Origin of the sequence: Sphingobium sp. WTD-1, from assembly GCF_030128825.1 — a bacterium.
GTDB lineage: Bacteria > Pseudomonadota > Alphaproteobacteria > Sphingomonadales > Sphingomonadaceae > Sphingobium.
The window spans coordinates 620,372-643,421 of record NZ_CP119127.1; the positions used below are offsets into that span (position 1 = coordinate 620,372).

At 65.2% G+C, this 23,050-nt stretch carries 22 protein-coding genes and 1 riboswitch; of the genes, 14 read left to right on the forward strand and 8 right to left on the reverse strand.

The window, feature by feature from the left end; genetic code table 11:
• Window positions 1–56: 56 nt before the first annotated feature.
• From N6H05_RS03205 to N6H05_RS03225, 5 genes are all read right to left on the reverse strand, one after another.
• Window positions 57–1,070 carry a cupin-like domain-containing protein gene (locus N6H05_RS03205; protein WP_284112675.1) on the reverse strand — a complete coding sequence of 338 codons (1,014 nt, stop codon included), beginning with the start codon at window positions 1,068–1,070 and terminating at the stop codon, window positions 57–59.
• Entirely contained in the window at window positions 1,067–1,777 is a 711-nt protein-coding gene (locus tag N6H05_RS03210; protein WP_284112676.1) for a SapC family protein, read from the reverse strand. Before N6H05_RS03210 ends, N6H05_RS03205 begins: the two co-directional genes overlap by 4 nt.
• A gap of 149 nt (window positions 1,778–1,926) precedes the next feature.
• Window positions 1,927–4,968, reverse strand: a complete 3,042-nt coding sequence (locus tag N6H05_RS03215) for a TonB-dependent receptor (protein ID WP_284112677.1) — start codon at window positions 4,966–4,968, stop codon at window positions 1,927–1,929.
• 278 nt (window positions 4,969–5,246) lie between these two features.
• Window positions 5,247–6,758, reverse strand: coding sequence for a tryptophan halogenase family protein (locus N6H05_RS03220; protein WP_284112678.1), 1,512 nt, complete (start codon window positions 6,756–6,758; stop codon window positions 5,247–5,249).
• A gap of 45 nt (window positions 6,759–6,803) precedes the next feature.
• The gene (locus N6H05_RS03225) at window positions 6,804–8,108 is read right to left on the reverse strand and encodes a cation:proton antiporter (RefSeq protein ID WP_284112679.1); all 1,305 of its coding nucleotides are present in this window, start codon (window positions 8,106–8,108) and stop codon (window positions 6,804–6,806) included.
• A gap of 187 nt (window positions 8,109–8,295) precedes the next feature.
• Window positions 8,296–8,512, forward strand: a riboswitch (cobalamin riboswitch).
• Window positions 8,513–8,717: 205 nt separating this feature from the next.
• Between N6H05_RS03225 and N6H05_RS03230 the strand changes: the two genes are divergently transcribed.
• From N6H05_RS03230 to cobJ, 4 genes are read left to right on the forward strand one after another with little or no spacing between them, the layout of a single operon-like run.
• Complete coding sequence (locus N6H05_RS03230; protein ID WP_284112680.1) at window positions 8,718–9,845, forward strand: ferredoxin-like domain-containing protein; 1,128 nt, start codon at window positions 8,718–8,720, stop codon at window positions 9,843–9,845.
• Window positions 9,845–10,474, forward strand: coding sequence for a precorrin-8X methylmutase (locus N6H05_RS03235; RefSeq protein WP_284112681.1), 630 nt, complete (start codon window positions 9,845–9,847; stop codon window positions 10,472–10,474). The genes N6H05_RS03230 and N6H05_RS03235 overlap by 1 nt, the downstream gene beginning before the upstream one ends.
• An 8-nt stretch (window positions 10,475–10,482) precedes the next feature.
• On the forward strand, window positions 10,483–11,202 hold the full coding sequence (gene cobI / locus N6H05_RS03240) for a precorrin-2 C(20)-methyltransferase (protein ID WP_502958955.1): 720 nt from the start codon (window positions 10,483–10,485) through the stop codon (window positions 11,200–11,202).
• Window positions 11,199–11,948: a precorrin-3B C(17)-methyltransferase gene (cobJ, locus tag N6H05_RS03245; protein WP_284112683.1), complete on the forward strand. Its 750-nt coding sequence runs from the start codon at window positions 11,199–11,201 to the stop codon at window positions 11,946–11,948. The genes cobI and cobJ overlap by 4 nt, the downstream gene beginning before the upstream one ends.
• On the opposite strand, the gene N6H05_RS03250 is transcribed toward cobJ, so the two are convergent.
• Complete coding sequence (locus N6H05_RS03250) at window positions 11,924–12,673, reverse strand: cobalt-precorrin-6A reductase (RefSeq protein WP_284112684.1); 750 nt, start codon at window positions 12,671–12,673, stop codon at window positions 11,924–11,926. The genes cobJ and N6H05_RS03250 overlap by 25 nt on opposite strands.
• On the opposite strand from N6H05_RS03250, the gene cbiE reads away from it, so the two are divergent.
• Genes cbiE through cobF form a run of 5 tightly spaced genes read left to right on the forward strand, consistent with a single transcriptional unit; the run spans window position 12,672 to window position 17,137 of the window.
• Entirely contained in the window at window positions 12,672–13,901 is a 1,230-nt protein-coding gene (gene cbiE, locus N6H05_RS03255; RefSeq protein ID WP_284112685.1) for a precorrin-6y C5,15-methyltransferase (decarboxylating) subunit CbiE, read from the forward strand. The genes N6H05_RS03250 and cbiE overlap by 2 nt on opposite strands.
• Window positions 13,883–14,263, forward strand: a complete 381-nt coding sequence (locus tag N6H05_RS03260) for a cobalamin biosynthesis protein (protein WP_502958956.1) — start codon at window positions 13,883–13,885, stop codon at window positions 14,261–14,263. Before cbiE ends, N6H05_RS03260 begins: the two co-directional genes overlap by 19 nt.
• The gene (cobM, locus tag N6H05_RS03265) at window positions 14,260–15,045 is read left to right on the forward strand and encodes a precorrin-4 C(11)-methyltransferase (protein ID WP_284112688.1); all 786 of its coding nucleotides are present in this window, start codon (window positions 14,260–14,262) and stop codon (window positions 15,043–15,045) included. Before N6H05_RS03260 ends, cobM begins: the two co-directional genes overlap by 4 nt.
• Complete coding sequence (locus tag N6H05_RS03270; RefSeq protein WP_284112689.1) at window positions 15,042–16,343, forward strand: cobyrinic acid a,c-diamide synthase CobB; 1,302 nt, start codon at window positions 15,042–15,044, stop codon at window positions 16,341–16,343. The genes cobM and N6H05_RS03270 overlap by 4 nt, the downstream gene beginning before the upstream one ends.
• Window positions 16,340–17,137 carry a precorrin-6A synthase (deacetylating) gene (gene cobF / locus N6H05_RS03275; protein ID WP_284112690.1) on the forward strand — a complete coding sequence of 266 codons (798 nt, stop codon included), beginning with the start codon at window positions 16,340–16,342 and terminating at the stop codon, window positions 17,135–17,137. The genes N6H05_RS03270 and cobF overlap by 4 nt, the downstream gene beginning before the upstream one ends.
• Here cobF and mobA read toward each other — a convergent pair.
• Window positions 17,091–17,630 carry a molybdenum cofactor guanylyltransferase gene (gene mobA, locus N6H05_RS03280; RefSeq protein ID WP_284112691.1) on the reverse strand — a complete coding sequence of 180 codons (540 nt, stop codon included), beginning with the start codon at window positions 17,628–17,630 and terminating at the stop codon, window positions 17,091–17,093. The genes cobF and mobA overlap by 47 nt on opposite strands.
• Window positions 17,631–17,701: 71 nt before the next feature.
• On the opposite strand from mobA, the gene N6H05_RS03285 reads away from it, so the two are divergent.
• The 3 genes from N6H05_RS03285 (at window position 17,702) to N6H05_RS03295 (ending at window position 20,371) form a co-directional block, all read left to right on the forward strand.
• Window positions 17,702–18,919, forward strand: a complete 1,218-nt coding sequence (locus N6H05_RS03285) for a cupin domain-containing protein (protein ID WP_284112692.1) — start codon at window positions 17,702–17,704, stop codon at window positions 18,917–18,919.
• Window positions 18,907–19,473 carry a pseudouridine synthase gene (locus N6H05_RS03290; RefSeq protein WP_284112693.1) on the forward strand — a complete coding sequence of 189 codons (567 nt, stop codon included), beginning with the start codon at window positions 18,907–18,909 and terminating at the stop codon, window positions 19,471–19,473. The genes N6H05_RS03285 and N6H05_RS03290 overlap by 13 nt, the downstream gene beginning before the upstream one ends.
• 406 nt (window positions 19,474–19,879) lie before the next feature.
• Window positions 19,880–20,371 (forward strand): hypothetical protein, encoded by a 492-nt coding sequence (locus N6H05_RS03295; RefSeq protein WP_284112694.1) that lies wholly within the window; start codon window positions 19,880–19,882, stop codon window positions 20,369–20,371.
• Between the two features lie 24 nt (window positions 20,372–20,395).
• Here the strand turns inward: N6H05_RS03295 and N6H05_RS03300 are convergent, their stop codons facing one another.
• Window positions 20,396–20,881: an Lrp/AsnC family transcriptional regulator gene (locus tag N6H05_RS03300; protein WP_284112695.1), complete on the reverse strand. Its 486-nt coding sequence runs from the start codon at window positions 20,879–20,881 to the stop codon at window positions 20,396–20,398.
• A gap of 94 nt (window positions 20,882–20,975) precedes the next feature.
• On the opposite strand from N6H05_RS03300, the gene phhA reads away from it, so the two are divergent.
• Window positions 20,976–21,842, forward strand: coding sequence for a phenylalanine 4-monooxygenase (phhA, locus tag N6H05_RS03305; RefSeq protein WP_284112696.1), 867 nt, complete (start codon window positions 20,976–20,978; stop codon window positions 21,840–21,842).
• The gene (locus N6H05_RS03310; RefSeq protein WP_284112697.1) at window positions 21,839–23,050 is read left to right on the forward strand and encodes an amino acid aminotransferase; all 1,212 of its coding nucleotides are present in this window, start codon (window positions 21,839–21,841) and stop codon (window positions 23,048–23,050) included. Before phhA ends, N6H05_RS03310 begins: the two co-directional genes overlap by 4 nt.

Genomic DNA, 23,050 nt, shown 5'->3' on the forward strand with positions numbered 1-23,050 from the left:
GCGCAATTGATAGCGTTATCATAAATCGCGTGCAACGCTCGATTGGCGCCGCCGCCTCAGCGGTTGAGGCGCTGCATCACCATCGCCCGCAGGCGCCGCGCCTCCAGCGGCGTCAGCGGCGCCAACGGCCCTAGCGCATGATCGGGCAGATGGTCGCGCGCATCCTGTGCCGGTCCGAACAGATAATGGTCGAACAGCGCGCGCCAGGCCATGCGCTCGGGCTCCGGCCGCTCGCGGATGCTGAGCAGCCCGTGCAGCAGCGTCGCCATCGGCGTGTCGATGAAGTCGGGGACGGCATCCCACCAATAGTTCATCATGATGTTGAAGCCATCGCGCGCCTCGACCTGATGCCACCACAGCGCCGGGTAGAAGAGCGCGTCGCCCGGCTCCAGTTCGGCCACCTCGCCGGCCGTCAGTGCCTGCGCAAAACGTGGGTAGCGCGCCAGGTCGGGCGCAGCGGGATCGACCATGCTGACCACCTGGCCGCCGGGCGTCGGCGACAGCGGGCCGGGATAGAGATTGCCGACCTGGTCGGGCGGAAACAAAGTGAAGCGCCGCCGCCCGACCAGGCAACAGGCCAGATTGTGCGAACTGTCATAATGAGTCGCGGCAACCGTGCGATTGCCGATCCACAGGCTGACGGTCGGCACCGCCTCGCCGAACAGGCCGGGCAGGTCATGGTCGGCGCGCAGACCGGGGAAATAGCGGTCGACATCGGTCGATCCGATATAGATGGCCGGCCCGTCGCCATTGGCGTCCGCCCGGATTTTATCGAGATAATGGGGCAACAACGCCTGCCCGCGATCGAAATTGAAGCCGGTCAGTTCATCATTGTAGAAGAACCGGCCCCCGGCCTCCTGCGCCCCGACATAGCCAGTGACCGGCGCGCCGCCATAATTGGCCAGCAATCGGTCCATCGCCGCCTGCGCCGACAGCCGCCCGGCAGCGACCAGTGGCCAGCCATCGACCAGTCCGCCGATCACGACCGGCCTCTGCGCCGCCATCAGATCGTCGAGCCAGCCAGGCGTCAGCTCGCTGGCGGCGATCCGCCGGGTCTGGCGCAGCGTCACGCCGCCTGCCGCGCCCGTTTGCGCACGATCAGATCCTCGATATTGGCGAGCGAGGAGCGGATCGCATAGGCCAGTTGCAACAATCCCGCCTGATGCAGTGCCTGCAGCGTCGGACCATCCAGCGCCTCCAGCCGATCGGCATCGATGGTGAAGCGACCGGCAATGTCATAGCGCTGCGCATCGTCGATCGCGATGTCCAGCGCGACCGGCGCCAGCAGCCCGGCCTGTTCGAACGCTGCGAACATCGGCGCGCTCAGGCCATGGCCCTCATGAATGGTGCGCAGCGCATCGGCGACATGATCCAGATAGGGCGCGTTGCCGCCATGGGGCAGGAACAGCGCTTCGCCCGCGGCGCCGACGCGCGGATCGTCGAGGTCGACATGGATCACGGGATGATCTTCGCCGTCGCGCTGCTGCATGCCGATCAGGAAAGGGCCGCGCCGATGGACGGCGGGCACATAGCGTGCGGTCCAGCCTCCCGCGTCGAGAAACAGATTTTCGTCGCGATCGAACCCCAGCAGCGCGGTGAGCTGCCAAGCGCCCTGGCCATCGCGCTGAATCAGGATCGGATATTCCCGCTGGATCGCGTCGATCTCGGTCGGGAAGATCAGGGTCTGGTTGACGGCATCCCCGAAGGCGGCCCCATTGCCCGGTGCGACCCGAAGCGCGGCATGGGTGATGGGATCGAGTATCATCGTGCTGGTCATGGAATATCCGGCGTGCCGCATGAACGGGCGGCCATAGTAGGGCGTCGGCGGCGCAGGAAAAGCCCTTTGCGAGCCCCGCCCCGATGCCGTCCGCCCGACGCAATTGTGAAAGTCGGGGCCGCCCGGCAGGACGGCCCCGGCTCACCCCCTTAGAAGCGGAAGCGACCACCCAGCAGGAAGCGACGATCCAGCTCCTGCGCATACCACAGGTTGCTCTTGTCGCGACCATAGGTGCGGATGTCGCTCTCGGTCAGGTTGATCGCCTCGAACGAGACGGCAAACTGTTCCGACACATCCCAGCTGATGTTGAGATCGAGCTGACCGAACGGGCGCACGAACACCGGGTTGCGATCGCCGCCGCCACGGTTGGCTGACTGCAGGAACTTGTCGCGCCAGTTATAGGCGAGACGGGCCGACAGGCCGTTCTTGTCATAGATCAGCGTGGCGTTGGCGGTATCCGACAGGCCGACCAGCGCGAACTGGTCCTCGCTCGGATCGGCGCCGACATCAATGCCCACGTCACCCCGGACCAGCGTATAGGCCGCCGACACACCGAAACCGGTATTGCCGAAGAAATGCTGGGCGGCGAGTTCGAAGCCCCAGATCTTGCCCTGTCGGTTGTTGATCGGCTGCGTGACCTCAAAGTCGTAGAGCGGGTCATTGGCGTCGGCGACCAAATCCACTCGGCGCAAAACCTGATCTGCAAAATCCTGATCCAGCGCGCCATTGACGACATTCGCCTGGAACTGTTGCGAAGCCGCCTGGATATTGCCGCCGGCCTCCTGCAACAATGCCGTCATGGTGAACAGATTGACGTCGGTCGGATCGTAGCGGAGCCGCTGCAACTCCGCCAAGGCGGTGCCGGAACGCGATCCCGCCGCACCCGAACTGACGTCGCGCAGCCCGAACAGATTGCGCGTCGTCTGACCGGTGCCGACGAAATTCTGCACCCGCTTTTCGAACACGCCGGCCGAGATGTAGCTAGACGGCTTGTAATACCATTCGAACGACAGATCGAGATTGTCGGAAATCAGCGGCGCCAGACGGGCATTGCCGGTCGACCCGCTGGCAACACCGCCCAGCGCGATCGGACGCGGCGGCGTGCCGACCGACGTGGCGACGAACAGATTGCCATAATCGGGGCGGGCGATGGTCTTGCTGAACGAGAAGCGACCGATGAAATTCTTCGCCAGCTCGATCTGGAAATCCATCGCGGGCAGGAAATTGTTGTAGCTGCCGCTGTCGGAGATGGGTTCCACCTGATCGGAGACGGACACCACGAAATCATTGTCCGCCGTCCAGGTGATACCATTGGGTATGGCGATCAGCGACGTCGACTTGACCTTCGTGCGCTCATAGCGCGCCCCCACGACCAGCGTGGCATTGCGGCCGGCCAGTTCGCCCTTCCAGGTCAACTGGCCATAAGCAGACCAGATGTCTTCGTTGACGCGATTATCTTCCCGGTTGGTGATGCCGACTGCGTTCCCGCGTGCCGTATAATAAGGCGACAGCGCATTATACAGATCGACAGCATTGCCCTGGAACGCGACCAGTGTCGCCCCCTGCCCCTTGGCATCGAAATTGTCGAATTTGCAGACGAGACAATAGGTCTGCAGGACGCCGGGCGCCTGACTTTGAATGTCGCCGACATTGCCGATGCCCCAGTCACCCAGCGTCTGCTGCGTCTGGGTGCGAGCCTGCCGCATCTTGGACGTGCGATAATTGCCGCCGACATCGAACCGGCTACCCAAATCATCCAGTTCCCAGCCGAGATCGGCCCGGATTTCGTTAAGCCGCTGGCGTTGCGAAGAAGAGACCGTGCGCCCCATCTGCGATCCGAGGTCGCCAAGATCGAGCTGGCCGTTCCCATTGGGGCCACGGCCCGGCACCGCATCATTGATGACAATCGACTGAACAGGAATGACACCGCTGAAATCCGCCGACTGCGACGCAACGACGGGCGCGCCCAGGCCAACCAGCGTCGAACTGACGCCATTGGGATTGTTCGGCGAACTTTGCGCCAGACCGGTATGGCCGTCGATCGACAGCGTGACGCGGTCGTTAATCTCCCACTTCGCGTTCAGGCCATAATCCTGGAGCCGATTGCGTACCCCGCGATATGCCTGTTCGAAGGCCGCGTCCTTAACGCCCGCAATATTTTCCTGCAGAAATGTGGTGGTCGCAATGACGGGATTGCCGTCGAACTCCACCTGCGCGAAGGGACGATTGAACCAGTTGCCCTGGCTCGCCCGCTGTTCGCTCTGCTTGTTCTGCGCAAACAAGGCATCGGCGGTGAAGGTCAGCGTCTCGGTCGGACGGAATTGCACGACCGCCGATCCGTTGATGCGCTCGCGCGAACCTTGCGAATAAAAATAGCTGCTGTCATTGGGCACCGACACCAAGGTGTTGGGGTCGGTCGGCGCGTTCTTGATCTGGGTGCTGGCGTTGACGAAGCCGTTGGCCGGATCGGCAAACTGGCTGTAGCGGCGGATGTTCCAGCCATTGACCGTCGCGCCGCGGCTCGAGAAATTGCGCTTCTGGTAGCTGCCGAAGATCGACACGCCGAACACTTCATTCTCGTCGCGCCAGCTCAGCAGGCCCGATGCTTCGGGCGTGATCTTGGCCGGGTCGCTCAGGCTCTTTTCGACGCTGGTGTCATAGAGCGCCTTGACGCCGATCGTGCCGCTGAAGCCCGCCTCGCGTGCGTCGAGCGGCTTGCGGGTGATGACGTTGATCGACGCGCCGATGCCGCCCGACGGGATCGCCGCGCGACCGGTCTTGTAGACTTCCAGCGTGCTGACGCCTTCCGATGCCAGATTGCCGAAGTCGAAGGAGCGGCTGGTGCCCGAAGAATAATCGGCGTTCGAGTCACCGCCGACCGTGGTGACATTGGCCGACGGCAGCGCGCGCCCGTTCAGCGTCACCAGGTTGAAGCCGCCGCCAAAGCCGCGGACCGTGACCTGAGACCCTTCGCCATTGACGCGGTCGATCGACACGCCGGTGATACGCTGCAGCGATTCCGCCAGGTTGGTGTCGGGGAACTTGCCGATATCTTCGGCCGAAATGGCATCGACCACACCGCTCGAATTGCGCTTGATGTCGATCGCGCGATCAAGGCTGGCACGCACGCCGGTGACGATGATGTCGGCTTCGGCATTCTGGACGGCGGCGTCCTGCGCCTGCGCCACCATTGGTGTAACGCTATACGTTAGCGCTATCAGAGACGCGCAACGCATGAATCTGGAATATGGTAAACCCATTTCAGAATCCTCCCTTTTTTACAGCTCGCCCACATCGAGCCTTATTGGACGTTCATGCTAGCCTAATGGCCAGCGTTGTCAATTATGATGCTATGATCGGTTAAAGTCCCTAAGGGTTTGATTTACAGATTTATATTTTACTGAAAATAATGGTTTTTTATGTTTTATTGTGCATTGCAAAAAATATTCTACCGGTGCGCATTTTTTGACTAGACCAATTCTGCGAGACAATAGCGGCGCAGGAATTCGCGATGGCTGGGCATCTCCGCCACGACCCCGGCAATGTCCTTGCGCATCCGCGCCAACTCCTCGCGCAGCTGCGGTTCGGGCATCATCGCCGCAACATGATGATAGCCGCGCGGGTGCATGCCCTGACCCAGCAGCACCGACGACCAGCTGTCGACCCGGAACAGCTCATGCCCCAGTTGATAGGCGCGGCCATTTTCCTGCCACAGCGCCAGTCTTTCCTTCAGGCTGTCGGGTATCTCCATCGTCCGGCAATGATCCCAGAAGCGGGAATCGTCGCGCTGGGTCACATGATAGTGAAGGATGATGAAATCGCGGATATTCTCGAATTCCAGCCGTGACTTGCGGTTGAAATGGTCGAGCAGCGCGTCGTCGAACCCGTGGAAGGGGAAATCCTCGATCAGCCGCGTCACCGCCACCATCATCAGGTGGATGCTGGTCGATTCGAGCGGCTCGATGAAGCCGCCGGCCAGCCCCAGGCCGACGCAGTTCTTGTGCCAGGCCCGGGTCCGCGTGCCGGTCTTGAACCGCACCAGCCACGGGTCCACGATCGGTTCCCCCTCGATCTCCGCCAGCAGCCGGGCATGCGCCTCGTCGTCGGACATGAAATCGCTGGCGAAGACGAAGCCGTTGCCGTCGCGATGCTGCAGCGGGATGCGCCAGCGCCACCCCGCCTCATGCGCGATCGCCGACGTATAGGGCTGGGCCGGGCCGTCGGAGGTGGACTGGACCGCGACCGCACGATCGGTACGAATCCACTGGCCCCAATCCTCGAACCCGACGCCCAGCGCCTCGCCCAGCAGCAACGATCGAAAACCGGTGCAGTCGATGAACAGGTCGCCCTCGATCCGCGTGCCCGATTCCAGCACCAGCGCCGCGATATGCCCGCTCTCGGGCGTCAGTTCGACATTGCGGATCTTGCCTTCGACCCGCTTCACCCCCGCCGGCTCGGCCAGGCTGCGCAGGAAGCGGGCATAGCGCGCGGCGTCGATATGATAGGCATAGCTGGGCGCGACCGAACTGCTGAGCGACATGCGATTGGCCTCGCCCGCCATCCATTCCAGGCAATATTCGCCCAGTTCGCCGCCAAAGCCCTGCGCCCTGGCATGCAGCCAGAAATGGTGGAAATCTGCCATCCAGCTCCATTGCAGCCCGATCGTGCCGAACGGGTGGATATAGCGGTCGCCGACCTGCCCCCAATTCTTGAACTCGATGCCCAGCTTCACCGTCGCCTGCGCCTCGGCCATGAAGCGGTCCTCGCGGATCTTCATCAACTGGTGGAAACCGCGGAAGGTCGGCACGGTGGATTCGCCCACGCCGATGGTGCCGATCGCGTCGGACTCGACGAGCGTTATGTCGATCAGCGGCCCCAGATGGCGGACCAGCGCGGTCGCCGTCACCCAGCCGGCGGTGCCCCCGCCAGCGACGACAACCCGCTTCACCACCCGGTCGGACGTCGGAAAATCTGCATACATGTCGGTCAATCCAGCAGAAGGGGAGAAAAATTTGGCATTCAGCGGTCAGGCGGCACCGGCATTCGACGTCGCCGAGCGGGGATCGACATCGTTGTCATTCAAGCCATCGATCGGCCCGCCCAACATCTTCTTCCGGGACAGGATATCGATCGCCGGGGATGTCATGATCGTTGTCACGATCGTCATCAGCGCCAGGATCGCAAACAGCGCTGGTCCGATAATGCCGCGCTGCAACCCGATATTGATGACCAGCAATTCCATCAGTCCACGCGCGTTCATCAGGGCGCCAACGGCAAGGGCCGTAGGATTATCCTGACCCGTCATACGGGCAGCCGCCCAGCATCCGCCTCCCTTGGCCAGGATCGATCCTGCCAGGATGGTCAATGCGACAAACGCAAGGACGGGTGTATCTACCATCGTCAACCGCGTGTTGAGCCCGGAAAAAGTGAAGAAGAGCGGAACGAGCAATAGTGTCGTGACCGGCTCCAGCCTGACCTTGATACCCCGAGCAAGAAGGCCGCGTGGCATGACAACACCCAGAAGGAAGCCACCGAAGACCGAATGCAAGCCCGCCGCATCCATTGCCCAGGCACTGGCGGAAAACAACATGACCACAACGGCAAGCAGGGGAAATGTAACCCGCCCCTCCCGCTCGGCCCAGCGGGCCAGGGGGCGCATCAGACCAGGTGCCAGAAGCAGCATGACTGCGGCAAATAGCCCGCCACCGCCCAATGCCTTGACCGCGATCATATTGTCCACACCGATGCAGGCGAGCAGGATCGCCAAGATTGACCAGGCGATAGCATCGTCAATCGCGCCGGCGGACAAGGCCAAGGAAGCCAGCGGGGTATGGGCCAAGCCACGTTCGTTGATGATCCGTGCCAGCACCGGGAAGGCAGTGATCGATATCGCGACCCCCATGAACAAGGTCGCCTCGAAAGCGGTCACCATGTGACCAAACATCTCAAGCTGCAGCAGCCAGGGCGTGAGAGCGACCGCGACCAGGAAGGGCGCGACGATGCCACAGAGCGACACGGCGACCGCGCTGCCGGCATGGCGATAGAAATGGTCCCTGCGAAAGCCGAGACCCACCAGGAACATGTAGAGGCCGATCCCGATCTGGGCGGCGATATAGAGGATGGGCTTCGTCTCGGCCGGAAAGATCAGGGACTGGGCCTGAGGCGCCACGAGACCGAAGAAGGACGGGCCAAGCAGGATGCCGGCAATCATGTCGCCGATCACCCGCGGCTGATGAAAGTACGTGCCCGCCAGCCAGCCTACCAAACGGCAGGTACCAAGTATGACAACCAGCTGTAACGCCAATGCCGCGCCTACATGGACGATATCCATGCCCCTCCTTAACCCCATGCACCGTTCTTCGGGAATCCCACCTCCCGAGACGCATTCTCAATATGAAGAATGGCATGATGCAGAATTGGGACAAGTGTTTTTCGCAGCTCTGCGATCGATTGGCCGATGTGCTTGGCTTGTGCAGGCTTTTCGATTATTGGCCAGCCTGTGCTTCGGGAGCAATCCTGGTGCACATGAAAGCGCCGGTGTTCCGCAAGGAACCTAATCGGGAATGCGGTGCGGGGCTTTGCTCCAAATCCGCGGCTGTCCCTGCAACTGTAAGCGGATAGCGCGACATGCACGCCCATTGGGGCAGCCACTGGACAGCCATAAGCCGGTCCGGGAAGGCGCATGTCGGGCAACGACCCGCAAGCCAGGAGACCGGCCGGCGCTTTGTCGCTCTTGTCCTGGTCCAGGGAATGGCCATGGCACGGTCCTTCTCCGTCTGGGCGACGAAGCTGTGCGGCTGGGGCTGCACGCTCGCGCGTCGACGGGTGCTGCTCGCGCCTGCCCGCCTTTGCGCGTCGACCGGTGCTGCCGGCAAGCCCCCGCCATGTTCGTCGTCGCGCGCCAGCGCCGTTCCCCCAGCGGGACGGCCGGGAGAGAGGCATGGCTATTGTCAGGGGCTGGTGCCCGGATGCCTGGCGGCCGATGATGGCCGGCGACGGCCTGTTGCTGCGCGTCAAGCCGCCATTGGGCCGGCTGGCCCGTGACCAACTGATCAGCCTGGCGGCATTGGCCCGCACCCATGGCAACGGTCAGATCGATCTCACCCGCCGCGCCAATCTCCAGTTGCGCGGCCTGGATGAACGCAGTTGGCCCCGGCTGCGCGATCACCTGATCAACCTGCGCCTGGTCGATGCCGATGCGGAAGCTGAAACAGCCCGGAACCTGATGATCGCACCGGGCTGGCGCGCCGGCGACGACAGCGACCGGCTCGGGCGGGCGTTGCTCGCTCGCAGTCATGAATGGCCGCGTCTGCCTGCCAAGGTCGGCGTCATCATCGATGCGGGCCCGGCACCCATGCTCCACGGCGAACCGGGCGATTTCCGGATCGAACGGGGCATGGGTGGGAGGCTTATCCTGCGCGCCGACGGCCGGCATGCCGGCATGCCCTTGACTCGCGATCGTGAAATCGACGCATTGCTCGCCTTGGCACACTGGTTCGTCGAGAGCGGCGGCTCGGCGGCGGGACGCATGGCCCGCCACGCAGTCCCCTTGCCCGCATGGGCCGTTGGCACAGTCATGCCTACCGCACCCTCGCCAGCACCCATGCCCGGACGATGGGCCGGCGGCCTCGCCTGCGCCGTCGCCTTCGGCCGCATCACCGCAACAGCGCTGGAACGACTGGGCGACCAGCCGGGCTGGACCGCACTTCGCCTGACGCCATGGCGCATGATTCTGGTGGAAGGGGATGTAGAGGGCATCTTGCCCCCCGGCCTGTCATGCGATCCCACCGATCCGCTGCGCCATGTGGATGCCTGCCCCGGCTGTCCCGAATGCCCGCAGGCCAGCGTCGAGACCCGCATGCTCGCATGCCGGCTCGCCCCCCATGTTGCTGGCCGGCTCCATGTCTCGGGCTGCACCAAGGGCTGCGCGGGCATAGCCCCGGCCGATGTCCTGCTTACCGGCCACGATGGCCGCTACACCCTTAGTTTCCCGACCACCGACGCTGCCGCGCCGGCACGGACCGCCCTCTCCATCGCCGACATCCTGGCCCATTTCGGAGCGCATTGATGCCCCATGACTATGAAAGGGACGGCAGTGCCATCTATCGCCAGTCCTTCGCCACCATCCGCGCCGAAGCGGACCTGACCGGCTTTTCTTCCGATGAGGAACCGGTGGCCGTCCGCATGATCCATGCCGCCGGGATGGTCGATCTGGTGCATCATATCCGCTTCTCGCCCGGTTTTGCACAGGCGGCGCGCAACGCATTGGCGGCCGGCGCCCCGATCCTGTGCGATGCACGCATGGTGTCGGAAGGGATTACGCGGACGCGCCTGCCGGCCGACAATCCAGTCATCTGCACGCTCAACGACGACGCCGTCCCGGGCATGGCCAGCACGATCGGCAATACCCGATCGGCGGCGGCGCTGGAGTTGTGGCGTCCATATCTGGCCGGCGCGCTGGTCGCCATCGGCAACGCCCCAACCGCCCTCTTCCATCTGCTCGACATGCTGGAAGCAGCCGACTGCCCACGCCCCGCCGCGATCATCGGCTGCCCGGTCGGCTTCGTCGGCGCCGCAGAATCGAAGGCCGCCCTGTGGCAGGGCGCCCCGGTGCCGTGCGGCATTGTCGAGGGCCGGCTGGGCGGCAGCGCGATTACCGTCGCGGCCGTCAACGCGCTTGCGAGCCGCGCGGAATGAGTAGCACCATGGGCCGGATATATGGCGTCGGGCTTGGTCCGGGCGCGCAGGATCTGCTGAGCGTGCGCGCCGATCGGCTGGTGCGGGACACGCGTCACATCGCCTATTTCCGTAAGGCCGGCCGCCCCGGCCAGGCGCGCGGCATCGTCGCGGACATGCTGCGCAACGATGCGGTCGAACTGGCAATGGAATATCCCGTCACGACCGAAATCCCGCTGGATGATCCGCGCTACAATGCCCGGATGTCGGTCTTTTATGCCGACTGTACCGATCGGCTGCTGGCGATCGCGCGGGCCGGCGAGGATGTCGTGGTCCTGTGCGAAGGCGATCCCTTCTTCTACGGCTCCTTCATGCATCTGCACAGCCGGCTGTTGGGCCATGCCCCGGTCGAAGTGGTGCCCGGAATCACTGGGATGGCCGGTGCCTGGCATGCCACCGACATGCCCTTCACCTGGGGCGACGACGTGCTGACCGTCGTCATGGCCACCCTGCCCGAGGAGGAACTGGTACGGCGCATTCGCGATACCGATGCACTGGTGGTGATGAAAATCGGACGCCATCTGGCAAAGCTTCGCCGCGCGGTCATGGCTGCTGGGCGGACCAATGCAGCCTGGCTGGTCGAACATGCCGCCATGCCGGGCCAGCGCGTCACCCGCCTGGCCCAGGCCGATCAGGTTACGCCCTATTTTTCGATCCTGCTGATCCACGGCCAGGGGCGCCGGCCATGAGCGGCTGGATCGCAGTCGTTGGCCTTGGCCCCGGCGACGATGATCTGGTGACGCCTCAGGTCCGCGCTGCACTGGATGCCGCGACCGACCTAGTCGGCTATATTCCCTATATCGCGCGCGTCCAGCCGCGGCCCGGTCTGGTCCTCCACCCGTCCGACAATCGGGTTGAACTGGACCGGGCGGCACTGGCCCTCGATCTGGCAGCACAAGGGCGCAGGGTGGCGCTGGTGTCCTCGGGCGATCCCGGCGTGTTCGCCATGGCATCCGCCCTGTTCGAGACGCTGGAAGCCGGCCCGGACCGCTGGCGCATGCTCGACATCCGGATATTGCCGGGCATCACGGCCATGCTGGCGGCCGCCGCGCGCGCTGGCGCGCCGCTCGGTCATGATTTCTGCGCGATCAACCTGTCCGACAATCTCAAGCCCTGGCCGCTGATCGAGAAACGTCTACGGCTCGCCGCAGAGGCCGACTTTGCCATCGCCCTCTACAATCCGCGCTCCCGCGCCCGGCCCGACGGTTTCGTCCGCGCGCTCGCGCTGTTGCGCGCCACCTGTCCCGAAGACCGTCTGGTGCTGCTAGCCCGCGCCGTGACGACACCCGACGAGCAATTGCATGTCATACCGCTCAGCGCAGTCGATCCGACACAGGTCGACATGCGCACCATGGTCATCATCGGCTCAAGCCAGACCCGGCTGCTTGCGCACGGGCGCGGCCAGTTCCTCTATACGCCGCGCGCCATCGCATGATCGATCCATGCCAGCACATCCTCCGCCCGGTAGAGGGTCGCCCGCTCGGGCAGGCTGGGCCGATCGATCATCAGCACCTGTCGCCCCAGTTGCCGCGCCGCAGTCAGCTTTGCCGCCGCGCCGGTCCCACCTGCATTCTTGCAGAGGACAAGGTCGATGCCATGGTCGCGCATCAACCGCACATCTCCCTCGACGGTAAACGGCCCGCGATCGATCACCAGTTCATGGTTGGGCAGGCCCGGTACCGCCTCCGGCCGGTCGACGAAGCGCAACAGATAATGATGCTGTGGCTGGACCATGAACCGTTCGACATGCATGCGCCCCAGCGCCAGCATCACCCGGCGCGCCGGCCCCTCCAGCGCCGCGACCGCCGCGTCGATATCGGCCACATGGGTCCAGCGGTCCCCCTCTTCCGCCTGCCAGGCCGGACGGGTCAGCGCGACATGGGCGATACCGCTGCACTGGGCAGCGGCAATGGCATGCACACTCATCTGTGCGGCAAAGGGATGGGTCGCATCCACCAGATGGGTGATCCGATGCGTGCGGAGATAGTCGACCAGCCCATCGACGCCGCCAAAGCCGCCAATGCGAACCGGGATGGGCTGCGCTGCAGGCAGCGTCGTGCGCCCCGCATAGCTCAAAGTCGCGCTCATGCCCCGATCGGCCAGCAACCGGGCCAGCATGCTGGCTTCGGTCGTGCCGCCCAGCAGAAGGACATGGGGCATGGATGAAGACATGGATGAAGGCATGGACGACACCATCGGACAGTGGTTGACGATCATCGGTATCGGCGAGGACGGGGTGGATGGCTTGTCCCTCGCGGCACGAACGGCTCTGGTCGACGCCAAACTGGTCATGGGATCCGCCCGACATCTGGCGCTGTTACCAGAGATTAGCTGCCCGACGATCGAATGGCCAGTGCCCTTCGCCGATGGCATGGCGCAAGTGCAAACCCGGCGCGGCACACCGATGGTGGTGCTGGCATCGGGCGATCCCTTCTGGTTCGGTGCCGGCGCCAGTCTGGCGCACCTCTTCGCCCCGTCCGAATGGATCGCGCATCCTGCGCCATCGACCTTCGCCCTGGCTGCTGCCCGATTGGGCTGGGCGATACAGGATAGCCTGTGCCTCGGCCTGCATGCCGCGCCGCTGGACCGGTTGCGGCCGCATCTGGCACCGGGTCGCCGGATTATGGTGCTGGTCCGCGATAGCATGGCGGTGACCGCGCTCGCCGCCTATCTTGTCGACCGGGGCTTCGGCTCCTCGCGCCTGCATGTGATGGAGGAGCTGGGCGGGCCACGCGAGCGACGGCGCAGCATCGATGCCGATCAGATGCGTTTTACCGACATCACCCATCCGGTGATGGTCGCGATGGAGCTGTGCGGCGCCGGCCCGACGCTGTCTTCCACGCCCGGCCGGCCGGACAGTCTGTTCGCCTCCGACGGGCAATTGACGAAGGCCCCGGTACGCGCACTGACCCTGGCCGCGCTTGCACCCAGCCCCGGCGAACTTCTGTGGGACATTGGCGCCGGGTCGGGATCGGTCGCCATCGAATGGCTGCTCGCCCATCGGGCCAATCGCGCCATCGCGGTGGAGGCCGATACCGACCGCGCCGACCGCGCCCGCGCCAATGCACTGGCGCTTGGCGTCGACCGGCTACAGATATTGCGTGGCCATGCTCCGGCACTGCTACCCGATGGCGATGCCCCCGATGCCGTGTTCATTGGCGGCGGCCTGTCCCAATCACTGCTGGAATCGCTGGAAGAGCGCCTGCCCTCCGGCACGCGCCTGATCGCCAACGCGGTCACCCTCGAATCCGAAGCACTGCTGACCGCTTGGCAGGCAAGGCGGGGAGGCACCCTGCTGCGGATCGAGCTGGCTGACGCCCGGCCCCTAGGCAACCGGCACGGCTGGCGCGCGCGCTATCCGATCGTGCAATGGAGCGTGACACTGTGAGGGTTGCAGGCTTCGGCTTCCGCGCGGCAGCGACCACCACCTCGCTGCATGCCGCGCTCGACATGGCGCGCGGCGCATGGCCGGTGACCCATCTGGCTACCCTGATCGACAAGGCACCGGCGCTGGCCGACCTCGCTGTACAACTGGGCCTGCCGGTCATCGCCCTTGCCCCTGATCAACTGGTCGGCCTCCGCACGCTGACGCATTCGATTCCTTCCCAAACGGCCAGAGGTATCGGCAGCGTGGCGGAAGCCTGCGCGCTGGCCGCCTGTTACGGCCGCGATGCCCACCTGCTCGGACCACGCGTCCTTTCCCAAGACCGGATGGCGACCTGCGCCATCGCGCAAGGAGTCTGTCCATGACCGTCCACTTCATCGGCGCCGGGCCTGGTGCCGCCGATCTTCTCACCCTGCGCGGTCGCGACCTGATCGCCGCCAGCCCGGTCTGCATCTATGCCGGATCGCTGATCCCGGCGGCGGTGCTCGACCATTGCCCGCCCGGCGCGCGGATCGTAAACAGCGCACCGCTTGATCTCGACGCGATCATGGCGGAAATCATGGCTGCCCATAACATCGGTCGGGATGTGGCCCGATTGCATTCGGGCGATCTGTCGGTCTGGTCGGCCATGGGGGAACAGATACGTCGCCTGCGCGCGCTCGACATCCCGTTCACCGTCACGCCCGGCGTCCCCGCCTTTGCCGCCGCTGCCGCCGCACTGGAATGCGAACTGACCCTGCCCGGCCTTGCCCAGTCGCTGGTCCTCACCCGCACCCCCGGCCGCGCCAGCAGCATGCCCGACGGGGAGAGCCTGGCCCTTTTCGCAGCAACTGGCGCGACCCTTGCCATCCATCTGTCGATCCACAATCTGGCGCAGGTCGTGGCGGATCTCAGCGCGGCCTATGGCGCAGACTGCCCGGTCGCAGTCGTCTGGCGCGCCAGTTGGCCCGACCAGCGGATCGTGCATGCGACATTGGCAACGATAGAGGCGGCCGTCGCATCCAGCATGGAGCGAACCGCTGTCATTCTCGTCGGCCGCGTGCTGGCGCCTGGCGACTTTGGCGAAAGCAGCCTCTATGCCGCCGGCTATGATCGGCGCTTCCGGCCGCGCAATGCGGCATCGCTCTTTGCCGGGCCATCGGAATGATTCCGCCCGGTCTGGTCATCTCCGCGCCAGCCTCGGGCACGGGCAAGACCACCGTCACGCTCGGCCTGCTGCGCGCGCTGGCACAGGACAGCGTGCAGATCCAGCCCTTCAAATGCGGTCCCGACTATATCGACCCGGCCTTCCATCGTGCCGCCTGCGGCCGTGCCTCGTTCAACCTCGATAGCTGGACGATGGATGCCGGGACAATCAACAGGATCGCCGCCTGCCCCGCCGACATCGCCTTGGCCGAAGGGGCGATGGGCCTGTTCGACGGCGCGATGACCCACGGCGCGCTGGGCCATGGCACCAGCGCCGACATCGCCCGCCACATGGGATGGCCGGTGATCCTGGTACTCGACATTGCTGGCCAGGCGCAATCCGTCGCTGCCGTCGCCCAGGGTTTCACACACTTCGATCCCAGCGTGCAGGTTGCCGGCGTGATCCTCAACCGCGTTGGCAGCATGCGGCACGAACGGCTGGCCCGCGCCGCGCTGGCAGCGGCCGACATCCCCCTGTTCGGCGCGTTGCATCGTGATACCGCCCTCCACCTGCCCGAACGACATCTGGGGCTGGTGCAGGCGCAGGAACATGCCGCCCTGGATGACGCGATCGCCATCATGGCTGCGCGGCTGCGCGAAGGCGTGGACCTGACGGCGATCCGCGCCGCCGCACGCGGCGGTCGCGCTCAACCGCCTGCATGCTGGCCTGCCCCCCCTGCCCAGCGCATCGCCATCGCACAGGATGCCGCCTTCTCGTTCCTCTACCCCCATCAACTCGACGCATGGCGCCACGCCGGGGCACAAATCCTGCCCTTCTCGCCGCTGGCGGACGAGGCGCCGGACGCCGACGCCGACATGGTCTGGCTCCCCGGCGGCTATCCCGAACTCCATGCCGGACGAATCGCAGCGGCGGAACATTTCATGGCTGGTCTGCGCCGCCATGCCGCAACCCGGCCGGTCCACGGCGAATGCGGCGGCTATATGGTTCTGGGCGCGGCAATCGTCGACCACGACGGCACCGAACATGCCATGGCCGGCCTGCTGGGCCTGGTCACCAGCCATGCCGAACGACGTCTGCATCTGGGCTATCGCCAGGCCGAACTACGCGCGCCGCTGCCGGGCCTTCCCATCGGCACCCGCCTGCTTGGGCATGAATTCCACTATTCCACCATTCTAGCCCAACCCGATCCCCCGCTGATGAACGTCGCCGACGCGGATGGCGCACCCGTGACCGAATCCGGCTCCTATCGCGGCCATGTCAGCGGCAGTTTCTTCCACCTGATCGCGAGCATGCCATGATCAACCTGCATCTCATCGGCATCGGCACCGGCAACCCTGATCATCTGACGGCGCAGGCGGTGCGAGCCATGAACGACGCCGACCTCATCCTGTTGCCGCGCAAGGGCGATGCCAAGGTCGACCTCATCGACCTGCGCCGTGATATCTGCGCGGCCGTCCTCACCAGGCCGGTGCGGGTGATCGAGTTCGACCTGCCGGTCCGCGACGCCCGGCACGGCTATCTCGCCGGTGTACGCGATTGGCACGATGCCATCGCCCGGTCATGGACAGCACAGATCGCGCATCATCTGTCCGATGGCGGGCGGCTGGCGCTGCTCGTCTGGGGCGATCCCTCGCTCTATGACAGCAGCCTGCGCATCGCTGACCGGCTGGCGCGCGATGGCCTGTCGATCAGCGTGCAGGTCATACCTGGCATCACCAGCATCCAAGCACTGACCGCCGCCCATGCCATTTCGCTCAACCGGCTGGGGCGGCCTGTCCTCATCACCACCGGTCGCCAGTTGCGCGAACGGGGCTGGCCCTCAGGCGCGGACGATATCGTGGTCATGCTGGACGATGGCAGCGGCTTTGCCAGCCTCGATCCCCACGGCATCGACATATGGTGGGGCGCCTATCTGGGCATGGCACAACAAGTGACCGACGCCGGGCCGCTGGGCGAGGCTGGGCCGCGCATCGCCGCTTTGCGGACAGAAGCGCGCGCGCGCCATGGCTGGATCATGGATGTCTATCTGCTGCGCCGCCGTGCGGTCACGACCGATCCCGCCGCAACGGCAGGAGATCTTCCGGCCGGTTGATGTTGGGCAGGACCAGCCCCGGCAGCGTCACGGTGCGCGCATCGATCCGCGCCAGCCAGCCCCGGATCGACCGGTTATTATCCTCCGCCAGATGCGCATCCAGCTCAGGCGCCAGCGCGGCCGGCCACCAGCCGAGCAGCTGTTGCCCGTCGAGGATCGCCGCCCGTTCGCCGATCAGCAGCGCGGGCAGGTCGGCCGGATAGAAGGGCATGTCGCAGCCGCTGGTCAGCACGCCGTCAAAGCCGTGGGCCTGGGCATGATGCAACGCGGCGTTGAGGCCGCCCAGCGGCCCCATGTCCGGCCCCGGCCGGTCGGGCAGACTGAGTTGTCCGTCTTCAATCCGGCCACAGATCGCGATCGCGGCGACATGGGGGAACAGCGCGTCGATCGCATGGTCGATCAGCCGCCGGCCGTCGAGCAGCGCCGCCGCCTTGTCGCTGCCGAAGCGGGTCGCGCGCCCGCCCGCCATTATCGCCCCCAACAGCCTGGCCATGCCCGTTCCCCCGCTGATCCGCTGCCGTCCGCTTTGACATTGGCAGGGCACAGGGGCAAGGGTTCGCGCCGATGGCAGGCGCGCCCCGCGCGCCGCTCCTTCCCGGCGAGACCCCGATGCATCTGCATGATTTCGATATCGACCTGTTCCTGCGCGACTATTGGCAGCAAAGACCGCTGCTGATCCGCAATCCATGGGTGCAATGGAGCAATCCACTGGCACCCGAGGAACTGGCCGGTCTGGCCTGCGAGGAAGGCGTCGAGTCGCGGCTAGTGGTGCAGGCGGACGGCGACTGGACGATGGAACAGGGGCCGCTGGCCGAGGATCGCTTCGCGTCGCTCGGCGCCAGCCCCTGGACCCTGCTGGTGCAGGCGGTCGATCATCAGGTGCCCGATGTCGCGGCGCTGATTGCCCCGTTCCGCTTCATCCCGGACTGGCGGATCGACGATATCATGGTCAGCTATGCCAGCGACGGCGGCGGCGTCGGCCCGCATTTCGACCAATATGACGTCTTCCTGATCCAGGGCGCGGGCCGCCGCCGCTGGCGCATCGGCCAGGCGTGCGACGATAGCAGCCCGCTGCGCCCCCATGCCGATCTGCGCCTGCTCGCCACGTTCGACGCGACCGACGAATGGGTGCTGGAGCCCGGCGACATCCTCTATGTCCCGCCCGGCATCGCTCATGATGGTGTCGCGGTGGGCGATGATTGCATGACCTATTCGGTCGGCTTTCGCGCGCCCGCGCGCAGCGAATTGATCGAGGGCTGGACCGATCGCCTGCTCGAAGCGCTGGGGGAGGATGATCGCTATGCCGACCCCGCCTTGCCGCGTCAGGCCAATCCCGGCGAGATCGCCCCGGCCGCGCTGGCCCGGTTGCAGGCGATGGTGCTGGAGCAATTGGGCGATCCCGCCGGCTTTGCCCGCTGGTTCGGCGAATATAGCAGCACCCGCAAATATCCCGAGATCGACTGGTCGCCCGAAGCGGCGATCGACCCGGCAACCATGCAGGCGCTGGTGGCGGAAGGCGCCCCCCTGCGCCGCAATCCGGCCAGCCGCTTCGCCTTCGTCCGGGCGGAAGACGCCATCATGCTGTTCGTCGATGGCGCGTCGCATGACTGTATCGGCGCCAGCGCGGTGCTCGCGGAGCAATTGTGCGCGGACGAGGCGCTGGAGCTCGATCCGGCGCTGGCCGACGACGATGCGGCGATCGCGCTGCTGGTGCTGCTCCACAATCAGGGCAGCATCGCGTTTGAGGACGACGAAGAGGAGGACGATGCATGGGACGACTGATCCTCCTCAACAAGCCCTATGGCGTGCTCTGCCAGTTCAGCGACGAGCGCACCGGCCCGCCGCGCCCGACCCTGGCCGACTATGTCGACCAGCCCGGCGTCTATCCCGCCGGCCGGCTCGACCTCGACAGCGAGGGGCTGTTGCTGCTGACCGATGACGGCCGGTTGCAGGCGCGCATCGCCGACCCGCGCTTCAAGATGCCCAAAACCTATCTGGTCCAGGTGGAGGGCGACCCCGACGATGCGCCGCTGGCGGCGCTGCGGCGCGGCCTGCAGCTGAAGGACGGCATGACCCTGCCGGCCGAGGTCGAGCGGATCGACGATCCCGCACTGTGGCCGCGCGACCCGCCGGTGCGGTTTCGCAAGAGCGTGCCCGATTGCTGGCTGCGCCTCACCATCCGCGAAGGCCGCAATCGGCAGGTCCGCCGCATGACCGCGGCGGTCGGCCTGCCGACCCTGCGTCTGGTCCGCTGGCGCATCGGCGACTGGACGATCGACGACATCGCGCCGGGCACATGGCGGGAGGCACCGGCGATCTTGCGCCAAGGCCGATAGAAGGCGCCTCTCCCGAAGTTCACAGTGTAAACGGGCTTTCGGGGCCTTTTGCGCCGGTTTTGCGCCTGCCACGCACCGGTCGCGCGCAGGAAACGCGTCACTTCCAACAGGGGGTGGGCTATTGCGCCGCGCCCGGATCGCCCCCGCCGCGCGCCGCCGAGGCGACACCCATGCACCGGTTGCGCGCCGGGCAGGCACCGGGCGGAGAAGGTGGGTTGGCGAGAAAAAACGCTGTCGCATCGCCAAGGATAGAACAGAGACAGGGCGAGTAGGAAAGCGGTGCGAGATGGCTGTTTGTGAAGCGACCGATCGAGTGTCGGCACGAAGGGCAATGATGATCCCAGCCAAAGGCTATTGTGAACCGAACGACGACCGGTAAATCCATATTGTCGGGGAGAGCATCATTATGGCGCGCGCATATATTCTGGGTCTTCTGACTTTTCTTAGCGCTTGTGATGCAGACCCTGCAGTTCGGGAAGCTGTGGAGACAGGCGGATCAGAAAAGGAAATGATCTTTTCTCTCTACCCGCCGGGACAGGCCCCTTGGCAAAAGCGGTGCTTTGTAGATGGAGACAGCAATTCAACGCGATATGTGATGGGCAAAGCCCGACGCTACCAAGGCGTTTGGACGCGTGGATTTGAGCTTTCGAGCTTCGACGAGAATACTCAATCGACTGGCTCGGGAAAGCCGGCCTCCATTTGGCTCGACATAACTGACAGGGATGACACTCCCGAATACGCACCGTCGAACGATGGCACCTATGAAGTTGCGTTCATTGGTCAGGAGCCGATTTGCGACCGTGGCTCCATCGGGCATGGTTTCGGCCATATGGAAGGATCGGATCGGCTGGTTTCAGTAACGCAAATTCTGTCGATCAAGCGCTTGGCCCACAAATAATCGGGAGAATGGTGGACACTTTTCCTACCGCCCCATCTCCCCCACCGGCAGCACCGTCGTGAATTTCGTCACCGACAGGGCGAAGTGGGAGGAGGCGCCGCCGACCGAGGGGTGTTTGAGCAGGTTGCGCATCAGGAAATGCTCATAATCGGCGACGTCGGAGGCCACGACCCGCATCAGATAATCCCATTCGCCCGACATCAGATAGCATTCCATGATCTGCGGATGCGCCTCGACAAAGGCGTGGAAGGCGTCGACGCTTTCGCTGGTGTGGCTCTTCATCCGCACGCTGCACAAGATGTTGACGGCATGGCCCAGCTTCTCCGCATCGGCGAGGCGCACCGCGCCCTTGAGCACGCCCATCTCCTCCAGCGCCCGGATCCGCCGCCAGCAGGACGGGGCGGTGCTGCCGACCCGTTCGGCGAGGTCGGCATTGCTGAGCGAGGCATCGCGCTGAAGCTCTGCGACGATGCGGCGGTCAAGTGCATCGAGATTGACGGATTTGTTCATGATGTTGCCGATCGGTGAATTAGTTTCGCAAAATCCTTTGTAAATCTTGCTCGATTGAAAGGCAATTCCGCCCGCTCTGTGAGAGATTGGGGTGATGGTAGAGGAGCTCGATCCGCCCGCAGGCGCTGCCGCCGACTGGACGATCCCGCAGGCGTGGGACCGCTACAGCGCGGCCGAGCATGCGATGTGGGACGCCCTCTTCGCGCGCCAGTCCGCCATGCTGCCCGATCGGGTCGTGCCCGAGTTCATGGCCGGGCTTGATATCCTGCGCATCAACCGCCCCGGCATCCCCAATTTCGAGGAATTGTCCGATCGGCTGATGCGGGCGACCGGCTGGCAGGTGGTGGCCGTGCCCGGCCTCGTCCCCGACCGGGTCTTCTTCGAGCATATGGCCAATCGCCGCTTCGTCGCCGGCCGCTTCATCCGTACCCCCGACCAGATCGATTATCTGCAGGAGCCGGACATTTTTCACGATGTCTTCGGCCATGTGCCGCTGCTCGCGAACCCGGTCTTCGCCGACTATATGCAGGCCTATGGCGAGGGCGGGCTACGCGCCGCCGATCTGGGCGCGATCGAGCGGCTGGCCAGGCTTTACTGGTACACGGTCGAATTCGGCCTCATCCGCCGGCCAGAGGGGCTGCGCCTCTATGGCGCGGGCATCGTCTCCTCCTATGGCGAATCCGTCTTCGCGCTCGACGATCCCTCGCCCCATCGCCTCGGCTTCGACCTCAGGCGGCTGATGCGCACCCGCTATCGCATCGACGATTACCAGCAGAGCTATTTCGTCATCGACAGTTTCGAGGATCTGCTGCGCCAGACGGTCGAGACCGACTTTGCCCCGCTTTACGCTGAATTGGCGGGGCAACCCGATTTCGCGACCGACGCGATCGCCGACACCGACATCATCTACACACAGGGCACCCAGGCCTATGCCCATGCCCGCGCTTCTGAGGTACTATGACAGACACGACCCTTCTTGCCCCGGCGCCCGGCCGGTCCCTGTTCGGTGCGCTCGATCGCCAGGCGCCCGACGCGCTGCTGGGGCTGATCGCGCACTATCGCGCCGATCCGCGCGCCGACAAGATCGACCTGGGCGTCGGCGTCTATCGCGACGAAGCGGGCGCGACCCCGGTGATGCACGCGGTGAAGGCGGCCGAAGCGGTGCTGCTGGCCGAGCAGGGCAGCAAATCCTATCTGGGGCCGGAGGGTGACACGGGCTTTGTCGATCTGCTCGCCGGCATCGTCTTTGGTCCACTGGCAGGGTCCGATCGGATCGCCGGGGTGCAGACGCCCGGCGGCACCGGCGCGCTGCGGCTGGGCGCCGACCTGATCGCGCGCGCCCGTCCCGGTGCCACCGTGTGGATCGGCGATCCGACCTGGCCCAATCATGCGCCGATCTTTCGCGAGGCCGGGCTGACGCTGGCCTCGCACCGCTTTCTGGATGGTGGCGGCGCCGTCGATTTCGACGCGATGCTGGCCGATCTGGCCGCCGCGCAGGCCGGCGACGTGCTGCTGCTCCATGGCTGCTGCCACAATCCGACCGGCGTGGATTTCAGCGCCGATCAATGGACGGCGATCGCCGATCTGTGCGCGGCGCGCGGCCTGATCCCGTTCATCGACCTCGCCTATCAGGGGCTGGGCGACGGGCTGGAGGCGGATGCCGCCGCCACGCGCCGGATGCTGGCCGCCGTGCCCGATGCGCTGATCGCCTATAGCTGCGACAAGAATTTCGGCCTCTATCGCGAGCGGGTGGGGGCGCTGTGGGTACAAGGGGCGAATGCCGCGCTGACCGCGCTCGCCTTTTCCAACATCGTCGCGCTGGCGCGCGGCATCTGGTCGATGCCGCCCGATCATGGCGCGGCGATCGTGCGCACCATATTGGAACGGCCGGCGATGCGCGCCGAATGGACGAGCGAGCTGGACCAGATGCGCACCCGCATCAATGCGCTGCGCACCGCGCTGGCAGCCGCCCATCCGCAGCTTGCCGCCATTGCCGGCCAGCGCGGCATGTTCGCGATGCTGCCGGTCACGCCCGCCGCCGTCGCGGCGATGCGCGCCGACCATGGCATCTACATGGCCCGCAATGGCCGCATCAACATCGCCGGGCTGCGGCTCGACACGATTCCCGCCTTTGTCGCTGGCCTTTTGCCGCATCTGCCTTCTGCTTGA